Origin of the sequence: Streptomyces sp. CGMCC 4.7035 (genome assembly GCF_031583065.1) — a bacterium.
In the GTDB taxonomy this organism is placed as follows: Bacteria; Actinomycetota; Actinomycetes; order Streptomycetales; family Streptomycetaceae; genus Streptomyces; species Streptomyces yaanensis.
On the sequence record NZ_CP134053.1, the window covers coordinates 6,098,849 to 6,114,932 of the forward strand.

General features: G+C 71.2%; 15 protein-coding genes. 4 read left to right on the forward strand and 11 right to left on the reverse strand.

Annotated features, from left to right (window positions below):
- Positions 1-53: 53 nt before the first annotated feature.
- From Q2K21_RS26750 to Q2K21_RS26765, 4 genes are all read right to left on the reverse strand, one after another.
- The gene (locus Q2K21_RS26750) at positions 54-1,082 is read right to left on the reverse strand and encodes a 6-phosphofructokinase (protein ID WP_310775840.1); all 1,029 of its coding nucleotides are present in this window, start codon (positions 1,080-1,082) and stop codon (positions 54-56) included.
- A gap of 213 nt (positions 1,083-1,295) precedes the next feature.
- Positions 1,296-1,988: a response regulator transcription factor gene (locus Q2K21_RS26755; RefSeq protein WP_310775842.1), complete on the reverse strand. Its 693-nt coding sequence runs from the start codon at positions 1,986-1,988 to the stop codon at positions 1,296-1,298.
- A 115-nt stretch (positions 1,989-2,103) separates the two neighbouring features.
- Entirely contained in the window at positions 2,104-3,357 is a 1,254-nt protein-coding gene (gene macS, locus Q2K21_RS26760) for a MacS family sensor histidine kinase (RefSeq protein ID WP_310775844.1), read from the reverse strand.
- 47 nt (positions 3,358-3,404) lie between these two features.
- Positions 3,405-4,163 carry a lysophospholipid acyltransferase family protein gene (locus Q2K21_RS26765; RefSeq protein WP_310775846.1) on the reverse strand — a complete coding sequence of 253 codons (759 nt, stop codon included), beginning with the start codon at positions 4,161-4,163 and terminating at the stop codon, positions 3,405-3,407.
- 165 nt (positions 4,164-4,328) lie between these two features.
- On the opposite strand from Q2K21_RS26765, the gene Q2K21_RS26770 reads away from it, so the two are divergent.
- The 3 genes from Q2K21_RS26770 (at position 4,329) to Q2K21_RS26780 (ending at position 5,948) form a co-directional block, all read left to right on the forward strand.
- Entirely contained in the window at positions 4,329-5,108 is a 780-nt protein-coding gene (locus tag Q2K21_RS26770; RefSeq protein WP_310775848.1) for an alpha/beta hydrolase, read from the forward strand.
- A complete protein-coding gene (locus Q2K21_RS26775) occupies positions 5,101-5,664 on the forward strand; it encodes a hypothetical protein (protein ID WP_310775850.1) in 564 nt (187 codons plus the stop codon). Before Q2K21_RS26770 ends, Q2K21_RS26775 begins: the two co-directional genes overlap by 8 nt.
- A gap of 146 nt (positions 5,665-5,810) precedes the next feature.
- Positions 5,811-5,948: a hypothetical protein gene (locus Q2K21_RS26780; protein WP_310775852.1), complete on the forward strand. Its 138-nt coding sequence runs from the start codon at positions 5,811-5,813 to the stop codon at positions 5,946-5,948.
- Here Q2K21_RS26780 and Q2K21_RS26785 read toward each other — a convergent pair.
- From Q2K21_RS26785 to Q2K21_RS26810, 6 genes are all read right to left on the reverse strand, one after another.
- Positions 5,945-6,697, reverse strand: a complete 753-nt coding sequence (locus Q2K21_RS26785) for an endonuclease/exonuclease/phosphatase family protein (RefSeq protein ID WP_310775854.1) — start codon at positions 6,695-6,697, stop codon at positions 5,945-5,947. The two genes, Q2K21_RS26780 and Q2K21_RS26785, sit on opposite strands and share 4 nt — an antisense overlap.
- Positions 6,698-6,799: 102 nt before the next feature.
- On the reverse strand, positions 6,800-7,753 hold the full coding sequence (locus Q2K21_RS26790) for an ROK family glucokinase (protein ID WP_310775856.1): 954 nt from the start codon (positions 7,751-7,753) through the stop codon (positions 6,800-6,802).
- A 232-nt stretch (positions 7,754-7,985) separates the two neighbouring features.
- The gene (locus Q2K21_RS26795) at positions 7,986-8,471 is read right to left on the reverse strand and encodes a DUF5304 domain-containing protein (RefSeq protein WP_310775858.1); all 486 of its coding nucleotides are present in this window, start codon (positions 8,469-8,471) and stop codon (positions 7,986-7,988) included.
- 486 nt (positions 8,472-8,957) lie between these two features.
- On the reverse strand, positions 8,958-10,127 hold the full coding sequence (locus Q2K21_RS26800) for an ArsA family ATPase (protein WP_310775860.1): 1,170 nt from the start codon (positions 10,125-10,127) through the stop codon (positions 8,958-8,960).
- Positions 10,128-10,317: 190 nt separating this feature from the next.
- The gene (locus tag Q2K21_RS26805; RefSeq protein WP_310775862.1) at positions 10,318-10,755 is read right to left on the reverse strand and encodes an SRPBCC family protein; all 438 of its coding nucleotides are present in this window, start codon (positions 10,753-10,755) and stop codon (positions 10,318-10,320) included.
- Positions 10,756-10,910: 155 nt separating this feature from the next.
- Positions 10,911-11,708, reverse strand: coding sequence for a metallophosphoesterase family protein (locus tag Q2K21_RS26810; RefSeq protein WP_310775865.1), 798 nt, complete (start codon positions 11,706-11,708; stop codon positions 10,911-10,913).
- A gap of 308 nt (positions 11,709-12,016) precedes the next feature.
- On the opposite strand from Q2K21_RS26810, the gene Q2K21_RS26815 reads away from it, so the two are divergent.
- A complete protein-coding gene (locus tag Q2K21_RS26815; RefSeq protein ID WP_310775867.1) occupies positions 12,017-13,813 on the forward strand; it encodes an AMP-dependent synthetase/ligase in 1,797 nt (598 codons plus the stop codon).
- A 30-nt stretch (positions 13,814-13,843) separates the two neighbouring features.
- Here the strand turns inward: Q2K21_RS26815 and Q2K21_RS26820 are convergent, their stop codons facing one another.
- Positions 13,844-15,496: a GMC oxidoreductase gene (locus Q2K21_RS26820; protein WP_449343602.1), complete on the reverse strand. Its 1,653-nt coding sequence runs from the start codon at positions 15,494-15,496 to the stop codon at positions 13,844-13,846.
- Positions 15,497-16,084 lie beyond the last annotated feature (588 nt).

The window sequence follows — 16,084 nt, forward strand, 5'->3', positions numbered from 1 at the left end:
CGCCCCGGTCGGGTTCGGCGGCGCCGGTGTGGGGCCCGCTGAGCCGGCAGGCGTCAGCCGAAGAAGACGCCGACCTCGTCGTACAGCTTCGGGTCGACCGTCTTCAGCTTGGCCGTGGCCTCCGAGATCGGGACTCGGACGATGTCCGTGCCGCGCAGCGCGACCATCTTGCCGAAGTCGCCGTCGCGGACCGCCTCGATGGCGTGCAGGCCGAAGCGGGTGGCGAGCCAGCGGTCGAAGGCGCTGGGCGTGCCGCCGCGCTGGACGTGCCCGAGGACAGTCGTACGGGCCTCCTTGCCCGTCCGCCGCTCGATCTCCTTGGCCAGCCATTCACCGACCCCCGAGAGGCGGACGTGCCCGAACGAGTCCAGCGACTCGTCCTTCAGCACCATGTCGCCGTCCTTCGGCGTCGCCCCCTCGGCCACGACCACGATCGGGGCGTAGGAGGCCTTGAAGCGGGACGTCACCCACGCGCACACCTGGTCGACGTCGAAGCGCTGCTCGGGGATGAGGATCACGTTGGCGCCGCCCGCCAGGCCCGAGTGGATCGCGATCCAGCCCGCGTGGCGGCCCATCACCTCCACCACCAGCACCCGCATGTGCGACTCCGCCGTGGTGTGCAGACGGTCGATCGCCTCGGTCGCGATGTTGACGGCGGTGTCGAAGCCGAAGGTGTAGTCCGTGGCGGACAGGTCGTTGTCGATGGTCTTCGGCACGCCGACGACCTGGACGCCGTACTCGTCGGCCAGCCGCGCCGCGACCCCCAGGGTGTCCTCGCCGCCGATCGCGACGAGCGCGTCGACCTCCTCCTTGGCGAGGTTCTCCTTGATGCGGCGGATGCCGTTCTCCTGCTTGAGCGGATTGGTGCGCGAGGAGCCGAGGATCGTGCCGCCACGCGGCAGGATGCCGCGCACGGCGGGGATGTCGAGCCGGACGGTGTCGCCTTCGAGGGGACCCCGCCAGCCGTCCCGGAAGCCGACGAAGTCGTAGCCGTACTCCTGCACGCCCTTACGGACGACGCCCCGGATGACGGCGTTGAGCCCGGGGCAGTCGCCGCCTCCGGTCAGTACTCCGACCCGCATGGAAATATCCCTTCGCCGCGGTTGCGTGATGCGGGTCACGCTAATGGTGACCCACGTCACTTCGGCATGGCGCGGGAGGTCAATTCCGGTGAAATGTCGGGTAGTTGATCACGACAAATCCACCCGAAGGTGTGAAGCCGTGACTACGGTTCACTCGCTTTGCTCGGCTTGCTCGGCTTGCTCGGCTTGCTCGGCTTGCTCGGCTTGCTCGCCTTACTCGCCGTCGAGTCCCCGCTCGATCGCGTACCGCACCAGTTCCACCCTGTTGTGCAGCTGGAGCTTGCCCAGGGTGTTCTGGACGTGGTTCTGGACCGTGCGGTGCGAGATCACCAGGCGCTCGGCTATCTGCTTGTAGCTCAGGCCCTTGGCGACCAGCCGCAGCACCTCGGTCTCGCGGTCGGTGAGCCGGGGTGCCTTGGGCTCGTCGGCGCCCGCGGCGGGGGCCGGTTCGGAGGCGAGGCGACGGTACTCGCCCAGGACCAGGCCCGCGAGGCCAGGTGTGAACACCGGGTCGCCGACGGCCGTGCGGCGCACCGCGTCGATCAGCTCCTCCGTGGAGGCCGACTTCAGCAGATAGCCCGTCGCACCGGACTTCACCGCCTCCAGCACGTCCGCGTGCTCGCCGCTCGCCGACAGCACCAGGACCCGCAACGCCGGGTTGCCGCCGACGAGTTCCTTGCAGACCTGGACGCCGGGCTTCGCGGGCAGGTTCAGGTCCAGGACGAGGACATCGGGCGCGGCGGCCTGGGCGCGCCGCACCGCCTGCGCGCCGTCGCCCGCGGTGGCGACCACGTCGAAGCCGGACTCGGTCAGGTCGCGGGCGACGGCGTCGCGCCACATGGGGTGGTCGTCGACCACCATGACCTTGATCGGAGCCCGCCGCCCGTCGGCACTCTCCGCCGTCATCGCCCCTCCGTCCTCGTCGCGGCCGCCGGGCCCGTGGCCCGCTTGACTCCCGCCGTCATCCCCGCCGTCATCCCCGCCGTCATCCCCGCCGTCATCCCCGCCGTCATCCCCACCGTCATCGTTTCTCCGCCTTCCCCCGTGAGGCCTTCGCGCCCTTTACGCCCTTCGGGCCCGTCGCGTCCTTCGGTACCTTCAGTTCCACTTCCGTGCCCTGCCCCGGGACCGAGATCAGCTCGGCCGTGCCGCCGATGTCGCGCAGCCGACCGCGGATCGACTGGGCCACCCCCAGTCGCCCCTCGCCCTCGGCCTGGGCCAGCCGCCCCTCCGGGATGCCGGGCCCGTCGTCCCGTACGGTCACGACGACCTCGTCCGGCTCGTCCTCGACCAGGATCCAGGCGCGGGCCTCCTCCCCCGCGTGCCTGCGGACATTGTCCAGGGCGGCACCGACAGCGGCGGCCAGTTCGCGCGCCGCGGCCGGGGCGAGCGGCACCGGGGAGCCCGGCTCGGAGAGCGTCACCCGGGCACCGGCGTACGGGGCGAGCAGGGAGCGCAGGTCGACCGGGCCCTCCTCGGCCTCCGGCTCCTCGACCGCGCGGACGACCGCGCCGAGCGCCGCGTCCTCCGACACCCGCGAGGGAGGCACCAGACCGCCGGAGACCAGCGTGCGCAGCGCGACCTCCTGCTCACCGGCCAGCCGGCCCAGCTCCGCCGCCTCACCGCCGAGAGCGGAGCCGCGCCGCTGCACCATGGCGAGCACCTGGAGCACGCTGTCGTGGATGTCCCGGGCCAGCCGCTCCCGCTCACGGGTCGCGGCCTCGATCTCCAGGGCGCGCGCGAGGGTGCGTTCGGAGGCGCGGGCGACCTCGACGACGTACCCGATCGCGATGGAGGCGAGCCAGACGAGGACCACGTTGTGGACCGTGTCGCGGGCCGGGGCGCCGCGTTCGATCAGGTTCGCCACGGCGACCGGTGTGGAGGCGAAGACCGCCCAGCGCCAGCCGCCCTTGATCGCGTACGCGAGGACGGCCCCGGCGGTCCATATCGACGGCAGGGTCGGGCCGCCCGAGAGGATCCGCTCGTGCGTGTCGGCGAGGGGCGTGAGGAGGATGCCGGTGAGCGCGATGGTGAGGTCGACGGCCAGGAACCATTTGGTGCAGTTCGCCGCGCTCGCGACCCTGGGGAGTGTGCCCAGGGTCCACACGCACAGCACCACGTAGTACGAGATCGCCACCCAGGGCCGGGCGAACGTGTCGTAGGCGGTCGCGAAGAAACCGATCGCGTACAGCATCGTCAGCACGCGGTACGCCGTGAGCGCACGCCACAGCGGCTGCTCGACCGACATCCTGACCACTCGCTCGCGCTTGGCCACGTTCCCCCCTTGTCGTCCCGCCACCCCCGGCCGGACGGCCTGTGTCCCTACGAGCCTGGCTGTTCCTTCGTCGCCGCCTTCTCCGCGTCCTTCTGGGCCTGTTCGGCTTCCTTCTGCGCCCGCTTCTCCGCCTTCGCCGCCTCGGCGATCTGCCGCTTGGCGGCGGTCGCGTACATGTCGACGTACTCCTGGCCGGAGAGCTTCATGATTTCGTACATGACCTCGTCGGTCACCGCGCGCAGCACGAAACGGTCGTGCTCCATGCCCTGGTACCGGCGGAAGTCCAGCGGCTTGCCGATGCGGATGCCCGGTCGCATCAGCTTGGGGACGACCTTCCCGGGCGGCTGGATCTTCTCGGTGTCGATCATGGCGACCGGGATGACCGGCGCGCCGGTGGCGAGCGCCACGCGCGCGAGGCCGCCGGGCTTGCCCCGGTAGAGGCGGCCGTCGGGCGAGCGGGTGCCCTCCGGGTAGATACCGAACAGCTCGCCGCGCTCCAGTACCTCGATGCCGCTCTTGATGGCGGCCTCGCCGGCCCCGCGGGCGCCGGAACGGTCGACGGGGAGCTGGCCGAGGCCCTTGAAGAAGGCGGCCGTCAGCCGACCCTTCACGCCGGGCGTCGTGAAGTACTCGGCCTTCGCGATGAAGGTCACCTTGCGGTCGAGGACGGCGGGCAGGAAGAACGAGTCCGAGAAGGACAGGTGATTGCTCGCCAGGATCGCGGGGCCATCGGCGGGAACGTTCTCCAGGCCCTCCACCCAGGGCCTGAAGGCAAGCTTCAGCGGCCCCCCGATGGATACCTTCATCGCGCCGTACAACACCCGAGTGCCTCCTGTATCTGTCGATCAGACCTTAACCCGGTTCTCCCGGCAAAGACTCCGACGGCCCTGGTCGGTGTCAGTGCCGTCGCGTACGGTGAAGTACCTGCAATCGACGTGCCCAGCCCCCTTTTCATGAACAGGAGACCGAACGTGCCGGTCCTCCCTGGAGCCGAGCCGTACCGCCACGACGGCGGGGAGGTCGGCGTCCTCCTCTGCCATGGCTTCACCGGTTCCCCGCAGTCGCTGCGCCCCTGGGCGGAGTATCTCGCCGAGCGCGACCTCACCGTCTCGCTGCCGTTGCTGCCCGGGCACGGCACGCGCTGGGAGGACATGCAGCTCACGGGCTGGCAGGACTGGTACGCGGAGGTGGACCGCGAGCTGCTCGCCCTGCGTGAGCGCTGCGCGCAGGTGTTCGTGGCCGGCCTGTCCATGGGCGGTGCCCTGGCGCTGCGGCTCGCCGCCAAGCACGGGGACGCGGTCAGCGGCATCGTGGTCGTCAATCCGGCGAACAAGGTGCACGGCCTGTCCGCGTACGCCCTCCCGGTCGCCCGCCACCTCGTCCGTTCGACGAACGGGATCGCCAGCGACATCGCCAAGGAAGGCAGCGTGGAGCTGGGGTACGACCGGGTGCCCCTGCACGCGGCGCACTCCCTGCGGAACTTCTTCCGTGTGGTCGACGGCGAGCTCCCGCAGGTCACCCAGCCGCTGCTGCTCCTGCACAGCCCCCAGGACCACGTGGTGCCCCCGGCCGACTCCGCCCGGATCCTCAGCCGGGTCTCCTCCACCGATGTGAAGGAGATCCTGCTGGAACAGAGCTACCACGTGGCGACGTTGGACCACGACGCGGACCGGATCTTCGAGGAGAGCCACGCGTTCATCGGCCGGCTCGCGCCCAGTGTCGGCAAGGAAGGGACGGCCGCAGGTGGCTGAGCACGACTCCGACCGCGAGGACCGCGAGCCGGACGAGAAGGGTGTGCCCTTCGACGAGGACGCCGCCTGGGCGGCGATCGTCGCGGGCTACGGCGAGGAGCCGCCGGACCCGCCGGGTGCGAAGCCGTTCAAGCCGGTGAAGGACCTGGCGCTCCCCGACTGGGAGCCGAACGACGCCAAGGGCGACGATGACGCCAAGGACGAGCCCGCGAAGCCGCTGGGCAGCTCGATCTCCTTCGCGCCCGGCGTCGGCCCGCGGGACTACACGCCGCCGGAGCCCTCCGAGGACGACTTCGACGAGGACGACGAGGGCCACTTCGTGCCGCCGGAGCCGCCGCCGCTGCCCGCGGCCGACACGACGGCGAAGTTCGCCTGGCTCGGGGTGGTCGGCGGTCCGATCCTGCTCCTGCTGGCGGTGCTGCTCGGCTGGGAGATGACCTGGTGGCTCACCACGCTCGGCGTCGGCGGCTTCCTGGGCGGCTTCGTGACGCTGGTGGTGCGCATGAAGACGGACGACGAGGACGACGACGATCCGGGCCGCGGCGCGGTGGTCTGACGCCCCGCTGTGCACGAGGGCCCGTCCGGAACTCCGGACGGGCCCTCGCACGTGCCGCGGCGCCACACACCTCCGTGCGGACCGCGCACGCCCCGCACGGGCACGCATCCCGCGGGGGCCAACACACGCCCCGGACGGGACCGCGCGTGCCCCGGTCGGACCGCGCACGCACCGGACGGACCGCAGCGCTACGCGGCGACGGGTGCTGTGTCGGCACGACGTACATCCAGACCTCGTACCTCGACAGCTGGGCGATCGTCGACAAGGCCAAGCAGCGGCCCTAGGCCGCCGGCACCTTGAGGGCGGCCAGGACCGGAAAGTGGTCCGAGGCCGCCCTCAGGTCCGTCTCGGTCACTCCCGGGTGGCCGAGCGGGACGCCGCAGCCGAGGACCTCGATGCCCTTCGTGGCGAAGATCGCGTCGATGCGCTGGTACGGGTCGGTGGGCGTCCAGGTGTACTCGGCGCCCCAGGGGGCCTTCGCCCAGCCGTCCTGGAGGTCGGCCGCCAGGCGCTCGAAGGTGGGGCCGTCCGGGCGTTCGTTCAGATCGCCGCCCGCGATCGCGTGCTCCACGCCCATCCCGGCGAGCCGGTCGAGGAGCATGCCGCCCTGGGCGTACCGCTCGTCCTTGTGCAGGCTCAGGTGACAGCTGACGACGCCGAGCCGGGCGCCACCGAACCGGACGACCGCCGTCGACAGGCCGCGCCGGTGCAGGCCTGGGGTGAGCGGCAGCAGGACGTCCTCGGTGCGCTCGACCGTGGCGCGCAGCGAGCACAGCAGGGCCGGGCCGGCGGCCGTGGCACCGCCCGAGAGGATCACCAGTTCGGAGGCCGCCGCGAGCCGGGCGAGTTTCTTGCGCCAGTGGAAGAAGCGGGGGGCCTCCTGGAGGAGGACGAGGTCGGGAGCGCAGGCGCGGATCACCCGGGCGAGCGCGTCGGTGTCGTCACGCATGGAGCGGATGTTGTAGCCGAGGACGCGGATGACGGCCGAACCGTCGGCCTCGGTACGCGAGTTGGGCAGCACCGGAGTCGCCATACGATCAAGATACGCCGACCCGCCGCCGCGACACGTGCGTTCCGACAGCGGCGCCCGCCGTCCCGGGTGGGGTCGGCGGGCGCTGTCCGGCAAAGAAGGGGGTCACATGATCGGGTCCGGCTCCCGGGCCAGGTCCGCCGCGCCCACCAGGCCGGCCTTGTTGCCCAGCTGCGCGGCGATCACGTCGGCGACCGGGCGCCAGTTGCCGCCGACCAGCCAGCGCTTGTACGACTTGCGGATCGGGTCGAGGACCAGTTCGCCCTCGTCCGAGAGGCCGCCGCCGACGATGAAGGCGGAGGGGTCGAAGAGCGAGGCCAGGTCGGCCAGGCCCGCGCCGGCCCAGCGGGCCAGTTCGCGGTAGGAGTCGACGGCCACCGGGTCGCCCTGGCGGGCGGCCATGGAGATGTGCTTGCCCTCGATGCCCTCGGGGGTGCCGTCGCCGAGCGAGAGCAGCAGCTCGGCGTTCTCGGGGGTGGCGTTGGCGCGCTGCTTGGCGTACCGGACGAGGGCGCGGCCGGAGGCGTACTGCTCCCAGCAGCCCTGCGAGCCGCAGCCACACAGCAGGCCGTCCGGGACCATCCGGATGTGGCCGAACTCGGCGGCCACGCCGAAGTGGCCGCGGCGCAGCTTGTTGCCGATGATGATGCCGCCGCCGAGGCCGGTGCCGAGCGTGATGCAGATGACGTTGCGGTGGCCCTTGCCCGCGCCGAACTTGTACTCGCCCCACGCGGCCGCGTTCGCGTCGTTCTCGACGACCACCGGGAGACCCACGCGGGCCTCGACCTTCTCCTTCAGCGGCTCCTGCCGCCAGTCGATGTTCGGAGCGAAGTAGACCGTGGAGCGCTGACGGTTGACGTATCCGGCGGCACCGATGCCCACGCCGACGATCTCGTGTCCGGCGCGGGCGCCCTCGACGGCAGCGGCAATGGCGTCAACGATGGCCTCGGCCGTGCCCGGAGTCGGCACCTTGTGGGTCGAGAGGATGTTGCCTTCCTCGTCGACCACACCGGCCGCGATCTTCGTGCCGCCGATGTCGACGCCGATGGTGAGTCCCATGAATCCCTCAGTTTCGGTCGAGCCCCGCTACGGCCAACCGTACCCGAGGGGGCTGGAGGGTGTCGGGCTGCTCCCTACGGCCTCGGGCGCCGGGCACGCGGTGCCGACCCGATCCGGGACGATGCTCGACCGGCAGGGCCTGGACCCCCTGGTCCAGGTCGATCGGTCCAGGTCGATCGGTCCAGGTCGATCGGTCCAGGTCGATCGGTCCAAGTCGATCGGTCCAAGTCGATCAGTCCAAGTCGATGTGCTCCCCCGGCCCCTGCTCCCCGTCCTGCCGACGGGGGTCGGAGTCGTGGGAGGTGCGGGCCGTCCAGCGCCTTTCCTGGGTCTCGACGGCCGAACGGTAGGCCGCGAGCAGCTCCGAGCCGGCCGCGGCGAGATGATCGAATACGTCCGGGTTGCGCTCTATGACCGGCTCCACGGCGGCCTTGGCCTGCTGTACGGCCTGGCGGACCATCTGCTGGGCCGTGCCCGAGGCGGCGGCGCCGAACAGCGGCGTCTGCAGCCCGGACAGCTTTTCCGCGACGGTGTCGACGAGCCTCTTCAGCTCCTCGGCGGCCGAGCCGGGCGGCGGGCCGTACCGGGCACGGCGGCGGGCCTTCTCCGCGGTGAGGTCTTCGGCACACGCCTTCGCCCAGGCGTCGGCGTCGGTGGCCCGTACCTCGTCGGCGGCCTCCTCCTGAGCGGCGTCGGACGTGGGGCGCTCTTCGCTCATGGCGGACTCCTGACTGCGGTTCGTACTTCCGACGTTACCCGAACGGGGGTACGCGCTTCACCGTGTACCGGGCTGTTTCCGGCGCCCCGGGCCAGGTCCCGCGGTGCGTCTCCGCGCCCGCGGAGCGGCCGGGGAACCAGCGACAGGACCCGGCCCCGACCACCACCGGCAGGGCCCCGCTCCGGTCACACCCCGCGCGGCCACAGGTCCGGGTCCGGCGTGAAGCGGACGCGTAGTTCGCCCTCGCGCACCCGCAGTCCGGCTCCGAGCCCACGGGGCGGGGAACCAGCCACACGACCCCAGCCCCGACCACCCCCCACCAGGACCCCGCTCCAGTCACACCCCACACGGCCACAGGTCCACGTCCGGCACGAAGCGGCCCCGCAGCACACCCTCGCGCACCCGCAGTCGAGCTCCGAGCCCACGGGGCGGCGAACCAGCGACAGGGCCCCGGCCCCCATCACCACCGGCGGGACCCCGCTCCGGTCACACCCCGCGCGGCCACAGGTCCGGGTCCGGCACGAAGCGGACGCGTAGTTCGCCCTCGCGCAGGGCCGCGCCGGCCACCGTGCAGCGGCGCAGGGCCGAGGGGAGCGGAACGATCCGGCGGTACCGTCCCGCGGTCACGACGAGTTCGTCGCCGCGCCGGACGAGATCGAGTTCGTCGCGTATCGCACCGGGCAGGGGAACGTGCCATACGAGCACGCCGTCCTCGGCGAGCCGGTCCACCACGGGCCACTCGACCGGGGTGGGCGCAGGGTTGACGGCGGGGACGGCGAGCGCGGTGAGGTCGTGGCCGCCGTGGGGGTCGTGCCCGAGGTGGGGGACGCGGTGGACGTCGTACGTGCCCTGCCACTCCTCCAGGGTCTTGCGCTGCTGGGCGGCGAGGCCCGCGAGCCAGGTGTCGTGGGCGTCGTCGGGCAGGAGGCGGTTGGCGACGAGGGTCTCGGGGCGCAGGGCCCGCAGGGCGAGGCCGGTGACGGCGGTGCGGACGGCGTCGGCGCCGGCCGGACCGGGCTCGGCGACCAGCCACACGCTCGTGGCGCGGTCGGCGACCACGGCCTCGACGGCGGCCAGCTCGACGTCCCAGCGGGCGGCGGTCTCGTACAGCCACTCGGCGGGCATCGGGACGCCCGCGAGCCGGCCGAGGACGGGGCGCAGGGCGCGGGCGGCCTGCCGCTCCGGCGGGAGCAGACGGCGCAGGTAGCGGCGGAGTTCCTCGGGCAGGGCGAGGAGGGCGAGCGCCTGCGGGACGGGGGGCAGGTCGACGACGAGGAGGTCGTACGCCTCCGAGAGCGCGGCGTCGCGCAGGGCGCGCAGGACGGCGAGTTCCTCGGCGCCGGGGAGGGGCGTGACCTCCTCGGCGTCCAGCCGGGCGGCACCGAGAAGGTCGAGCGCGCCGGCCGCGCGGTCCTGGAAGGCGACGAGGTCCTCCCGGAAGCGGGCCGCGGCGTCGGGGCGCCAGGCCGTGAGGCCGGGGGCGGCCTCGACGGGGGCGGCGCCGGTGGGTACGCCGAGTACGGCACCGAGGGTGTCCGTGCGGTCGGCGCTGAGCACGAGGGTGTTCGTTCCCTCGTGGGCCGCCTTCAGCGCGGTGGCTGCGGCGACCGTGGTTCGGCCACTGCCGCCGGGGCCGGTGATCAGGATGGTGCGCATGGGGGTGAACGCTACCGGTGCCTTACCGGCGGGCTGAGCAGGACATAGGCGAGCCCGGGCTTCGGGCACCGCCTGGTGGCTCCGCCCCGGACCCGCGTATCGGCCTTGACGGCCCCGTCCTCGGACTCCCCAGGCTCTTCGAGCAGGGGAACCCCCAGGCGGGCTGGGAGTGGCTGGGCCGCGCCGAAAGCTATTCGGACTCCACCCTCTTCTTCAGCCCCGCCAGCGCCCGGTCGATGATGACCTTCTCCGCCTTGCGCTTGATCATGCCGAGCATCGGGATCTTGACGTCCACCGTCAGCTGGTACGTCACCTCCGTGCCGCCGGAGCCCGCCGGCTTGAGGAGGTACGAGCCGTCCAGGGAGCGCAGCATCTGTGACTTGACCAGGGTCCACGAGACCTCGTGGTCGCCCGTCCAGGTGTACGCCAGCGTCTGGTCGTCCTTGATCGCTCCCGCGTCCATGACGAGGCGCACCTGCTCGGCGCGGCCCTGCTCGTCCGTCGCGAGGACCTCCGCCTCCTTCACCTCGCCCGTCCAGTCCGGGTAGCGCGCGAAGTCGGCGATCACCCGCATGACGTCGGCCGGAGCCGCCTCGATCGTGATGCTCGAGCTGGTGTATTCCGCCATCGCCGTGGCTCCTCCAGATGCGGTCCGGTGAGGGAGGGGGGTGCGCACGTGCGCACGTGTGTGCAGCGTGAAGGCTACCGTGCACGCGCCGTGCCGTTACCACCCCACCTGCGCTTCGGCCGACGGGGCATCATCACCGGCCGCCCGGCGACCGCTCACCACTCCAGTACCCACGGCCGCCCGCTGCCCGCGAAGTGCCCCACGTTCACGCATTCCGTCGCCCCGATCCGCATCCGCCGTACCAGCGGCTGGTGGACATGGCCGAAGAGCGAGTAGCGCGGGCGCGTGCGGCGGATCGCCTCCAGCAGGGCCCGGCTGCCGCGTTCGAAGCGGCGCGCCACCGTGTCGTACACCAGTTCCGGCACCTCCGGCGGGATGTGGGTGCACAGCACGTCCACCTCGCCCACCGCCTCGATCTTCGCCGCGTACTCCTCGTCGCTGATCTCGTACGGGGTGCGCATGGGGGTGCGCAGGCCCCCGCCGACGAAGCCGAAGGTCCAGCCGCCGATCTCCACCCGTTCGCCGTCGAGCACCCGCGTGCCGGGACCGGCGTACTCCGGCCACAACATCGGCATGTCGACATTCCCGTAGGTCGCATACGTCGGCGTCGGGAACGCGGTGAAGAGCTCGGCGTACTGCCGGCGTACCGCCCTCTCGATGGCCGCGGCGCGGTCCGTGCCCACGCCGGCCCACAGCGCGGCGCCGAACGCGCGCGCCTCCTCGAAGCGGCGCGCGGTGCGCAGTTCCACGAGGCGACTGGCGTTCTCCCTTCCGAACAGATCCGGGAAGATCCCGCGCGAGTGGTCCGCGTAGTCGAGGAAGAGGACCAGGTCGCCCAGACAGACGAGCGCGTCCGCGCCGTCACCGGCTCTGGCCAGGTCACGTACGTTTCCGTGCACGTCGCTGACCACATGAACGCGCGTCCGCCGGTTACCGCCCGGTGTGGGTGCCATGACGATCAAGCGTAGGTGTGTGGGGCACCCGTGAACAGTGGCGTCCGGACCTGCGATTACTGGCCAGTCAGGAAAGGGGTGGACTACTGTCTGCGAAGGAACGCCAACCTGTGTGACGCACGGAACATCTCGTCGGGACCCCCTGTCGTAGAAGCCATACCGGCGGGTAACGTCCGGGCAGTCCAGTCGTGCTCAGGGTTTCAACCAACGACTCCGTAGGAAGAACCCTGCGCACCCGCCCGAGCCTTGGACCGCACCGTCGCAGCACACAGAGTCGTGGCGTCGGCGCCCTATGAGGAGCAGCAGTCTTGCGCGAGTTCAGCCTTCCGGCTTTGTACGAGGTCCCTGCGGACGGCAACCTGACCGACATCGTCCGCAGAAACGCCGCGCAGCATCCCGACGTCGCCGTCATCGCCCGGAAGGTGGGCGGCAGCTGGCAGGACGTCACCGCCACCGCCTTCCTCGCCGAGGTGTGGGCCGCGGCGAAGGGGCTCATCGCCTCCGGTGTGCAGCCGGGCGACCGGGTGGGTCTGATGTCCCGCACCCGCTACGAGTGGACGCTGCTCGACTTCGCGATCTGGAGCGCGGGCGCGATCACCGTTCCGGTGTACGAGACCAGCTCGTCCGAGCAGGTGCAGTGGATCCTCAGCGACTCGGGCGCGACCGCCTGCATCGTGGAACTGGACTCCCACACCGCGGCCGTGGAGGCGGTGCGCGACCAGCTGCCGACGCTCAAGCACGTCTGGCAGATCGAGGCCGGGGGCGTGGAGGAGCTGGGCCGCGCCGGCCAGGACGTCAGCGACGCGACGGTCGAGGAGCGCAGCTCGCTCGCCAGGGCCGACGACCCGGCGACCATCGTCTACACCAGCGGGACCACCGGCCGCCCCAAGGGCTGTGTGCTCACCCACCGCAGCTTCTTCGCCGAGTGCGGGAACGTCGTCGAGCGGCTGCGCCCCCTGTTCCGTACGGGCGAGTGCTCCGTCCTGCTCTTCCTTCCGCTCGCGCACGTCTTCGGGCGGCTGGTGCAGGTCGCGCCGATGATGGCGCCGATCAAGCTGGGCAACGTCCCGGACATCAAGAACCTCACCGACGAACTCGCCGCGTTCCGGCCGACGTTGATCCTCGGTGTGCCGCGTGTGTTTGAGAAGGTCTACAACTCGGCGCGCGCCAAGGCGCAGGCGGACGGCAAGGGCAAGATCTTCGACAAGGCGGCGGACACCGCGATCGCGTACAGCAAGGCCCTGGACACCCCGTCGGGCCCGTCCATCGGTCTGAAGATCAAGCACAAGGCGTTCGACAAGCTCGTCTACAGCAAGCTGCGCGCGGTCCTCGGCGGCCGCGGTGAGTACGCCATCTCCGGCGGCGCCCCGCTGGGCGAGCGCCTCGGTCACTTCTTCCGCGGCATCGGCTTCACGGTCCTGGAGGGCTACGGCCTGACCGAGTCCTGTGCGGCCACCGCGTTCAACCCCTGGGACCGGCAGAAGATCGGTACGGTCGGTCAGCCGCTGCCAGGTTCCGTGATCCGTATCGCGGACGACGGCGAGGTGCTGCTGCACGGCGAGCACCTGTTCAAGGGGTACTGGAACAACGAGGCCGCGACCGCGGAGGCGCTGGCCGACGGCTGGTTCCACACCGGTGACATCGGCACGCTCGACGAGGACGGCTACCTCAAGATCACCGGCCGCAAGAAGGAGATCATCGTCACCGCGGGCGGCAAGAACGTCGCCCCGGCCGTGATCGAGGACCGCATCCGGGCGCACGCGCTGGTCGCGGAGTGCATGGTGGTGGGCGACGGGCGGCCGTTCGTGGGCGCGCTGGTCACTGTCGACGAGGAGTTCCTCGGTCGCTGGTGCGCCGAGCACGGCAAGCCGGCGGGCTCCACCGCGGCGTCGCTGCGTCAGGACCCGGATCTGATCGCTGCGATCCAGGCGGCGGTCGACGACGGCAACGCCGCGGTGTCGAAGGCGGAATCGGTGCGGAAGTTCCGCATTCTCTCCTCCCAGTTCACCGAGGAGTCAGGCCACCTCACGCCGTCCCTGAAGCTCAAGCGCAATGTGGTGGCGAAGGACTACGCGGACGAGATCGAGGCCATTTACCAGAAGTAGGCGCCTTCCGGCAGGCCTTTTGACCTCACGTCATGACGCGGTGTCCTCGGCGAGGACCCGCGTCATGGTGCGTTCCGCGAGCGCGGTGATGGTGAGGAACGGGTTGACGCCGATGGACCCGGGCACGAGCGAGCCGTCGGTGACGTACAGCTTCGAGTACCCCTTCACCCGGCCGTAGGTGTCGGTCGCCTTGCCCAGGACACAGCCGCCGAGCGGGTGGTACGTGAAGTCGTCGGCGAAGGCCTTGCTGGTCGAGCCGAAGAGGTCGTACCGGTAGATCGTGGAGTTGGCCGAGTTGATCCGGTCGAAGAGTTTCTTCGCCATGCTCACGGAGACGGCGCTCTGGGCGGCACTCCAGCCGAGCTTCGCGGAGTCCGTCGCCGGGTCGTACGAGAACGTCGCCCGCTCCGGGTTCTTGGTGATCGCCAGGTAGAGACTGACCCAGTGCTCCAGTCCGGTCGGCAGCGGGGCGATCTCGGCGAAGACGGGATTGTCGGTGTTGGCCCAGTCGTCGATGCCCATGACCGGGATGGTGGACTCGTTGGCGCCGACCGTGTCCCAGAGGTGGTTGGCGCGGCCGAGCATCACGTTGCCGTTCGTTCCCCAGCCGGTTCCGACGCTCGCGTCGAGCGCGGGCAGGGCGCCCGTCTCCCGTGCGCGCAGCAGGAGTTCGGTGGTGCCGAGGCTGCCGGCGCCGAGGAAGAGGTACGTGCAGGAGTACTGCTTGGTCTCCACGACCTTGCCGGTGGTGTCGATCCGGTCGGCGGTCAGCAGGTACGACCCGTCGCTCGCCCTCCGGATCTCCTTGACCCGCTCCAAGGTGTTGATGGTGACCTTGCCGGTGCCGAGCGCGGAGGCCAGGTAGGTCTTGTCGAGGCTGCGCTTGCCGTAGTTGTTGCCGTAGATGACCTCGCCGGCGAGCGCGGACTTGGTGGCGGTGCCGGCCGCCTCGCGCTGCATGTAGTCGAAGTCGTAGACGTTGGGCACGAAGGTGGTCTTCAGGCCGGTGTTGGTGGCGGCCTTCCGGGAGGTGCGGGCGAACCGGTACCACTCCGTCGACTCGAACCACGTGGGGTCGACGGTGTTGACGCCGAGCATGGAGCGGGCGCGCGGGAAGTACGTGTTGTACATCTCGCCGGCGTCGACGGTGGGGAACTGCTCGCTGAAGTAGGACTGGAGGGGCGTGACGGCCATGCCGCCGTTGACGAGGGAGCCGCCGCCGACGCCTCTGCCCACGAAGACGGACATGTTGTCGAAGTGCACGCGGTCGAGGACACCGGGGTACGCGGTGATGTTCTTGTTGACGACGTCCAGCCACAGGAAGGTGGCGAGCGGCGCCTCCGTGCGCGTACGGAACCACATGGATCTCTGGTCCGGGGCGCTGGTGGAGCAGAACACCTTGCCGTCGGAGCCGGGGGTGTTCCACAGGCGGCCCATCTCCAGGACGAGGGTGCGGATGCCTGCCTGGCCGAGGCGGAGGGCGGCTACGGCGCCGCCGTAGCCGGAACCGATGACTATCGCCGGGGCGGTGTCGACTGCGTCGGGCTCGGCGGCTTGGGCGGACTGGAGGCCGATACGGGTGAACCCGAGGGTGGCGGCCGTCTGGAGGGCGGCCATGCCCAGGATTTGACGTCTGGTCAGCTGATGTCCCGTCAGATGACGGAGTGTCAGTTTTTCTGTCATGTGCGCAGCATCGGCGGATTTTCGGCTTCCGCCTAGGGGTTCCGACGGGGGTGTTTTCGCCCCCGCCGCCCCTACCCGTCCCGTACCTGGGGGCTGCGCCCCCAGACCCCCGCTGTCGACCTTGACGGGCTCGTCCTCAAACTCCCCCAAGCTCTTCGAGCAGGGGGGACCCCCAGAGGGGCTGATAAATCAGCCCGCCGCGCAAATCCAGCCGGTGCGGCAAATCCAGCCCCTCCGGCGTTTGAGGAGCGGGGGTCCGGGGGCTGGCCCCCGAAAAGGGGCGGAGCCCCGCCGGGTCCGGGGCGGAGCCCCGCTGGGGGGTCCGGGGAGCGAAGCCCCGCAGGGGTGCAGGGGCAGAGCCCCGCAGGGGTGTCCGGGGGCAGAGCCCCGCGGGGTGCAGGGGCGAAGCCCCGCGGGGGTTCGAGGGGGCGGAGCCCTCTGGCGGGGTCGAAGGGGCGGAGCCCCTGGGGACGGGACGGGTAGGGGCGGCGGGGGCGAGGAACCTCGGCGCGGCTACCGAACACTTGCCCAGTGCTCCATCCTTCAGGATGGAGGTGAAGGGCATCCTCGCCCCAGCGGCCCGGAGGG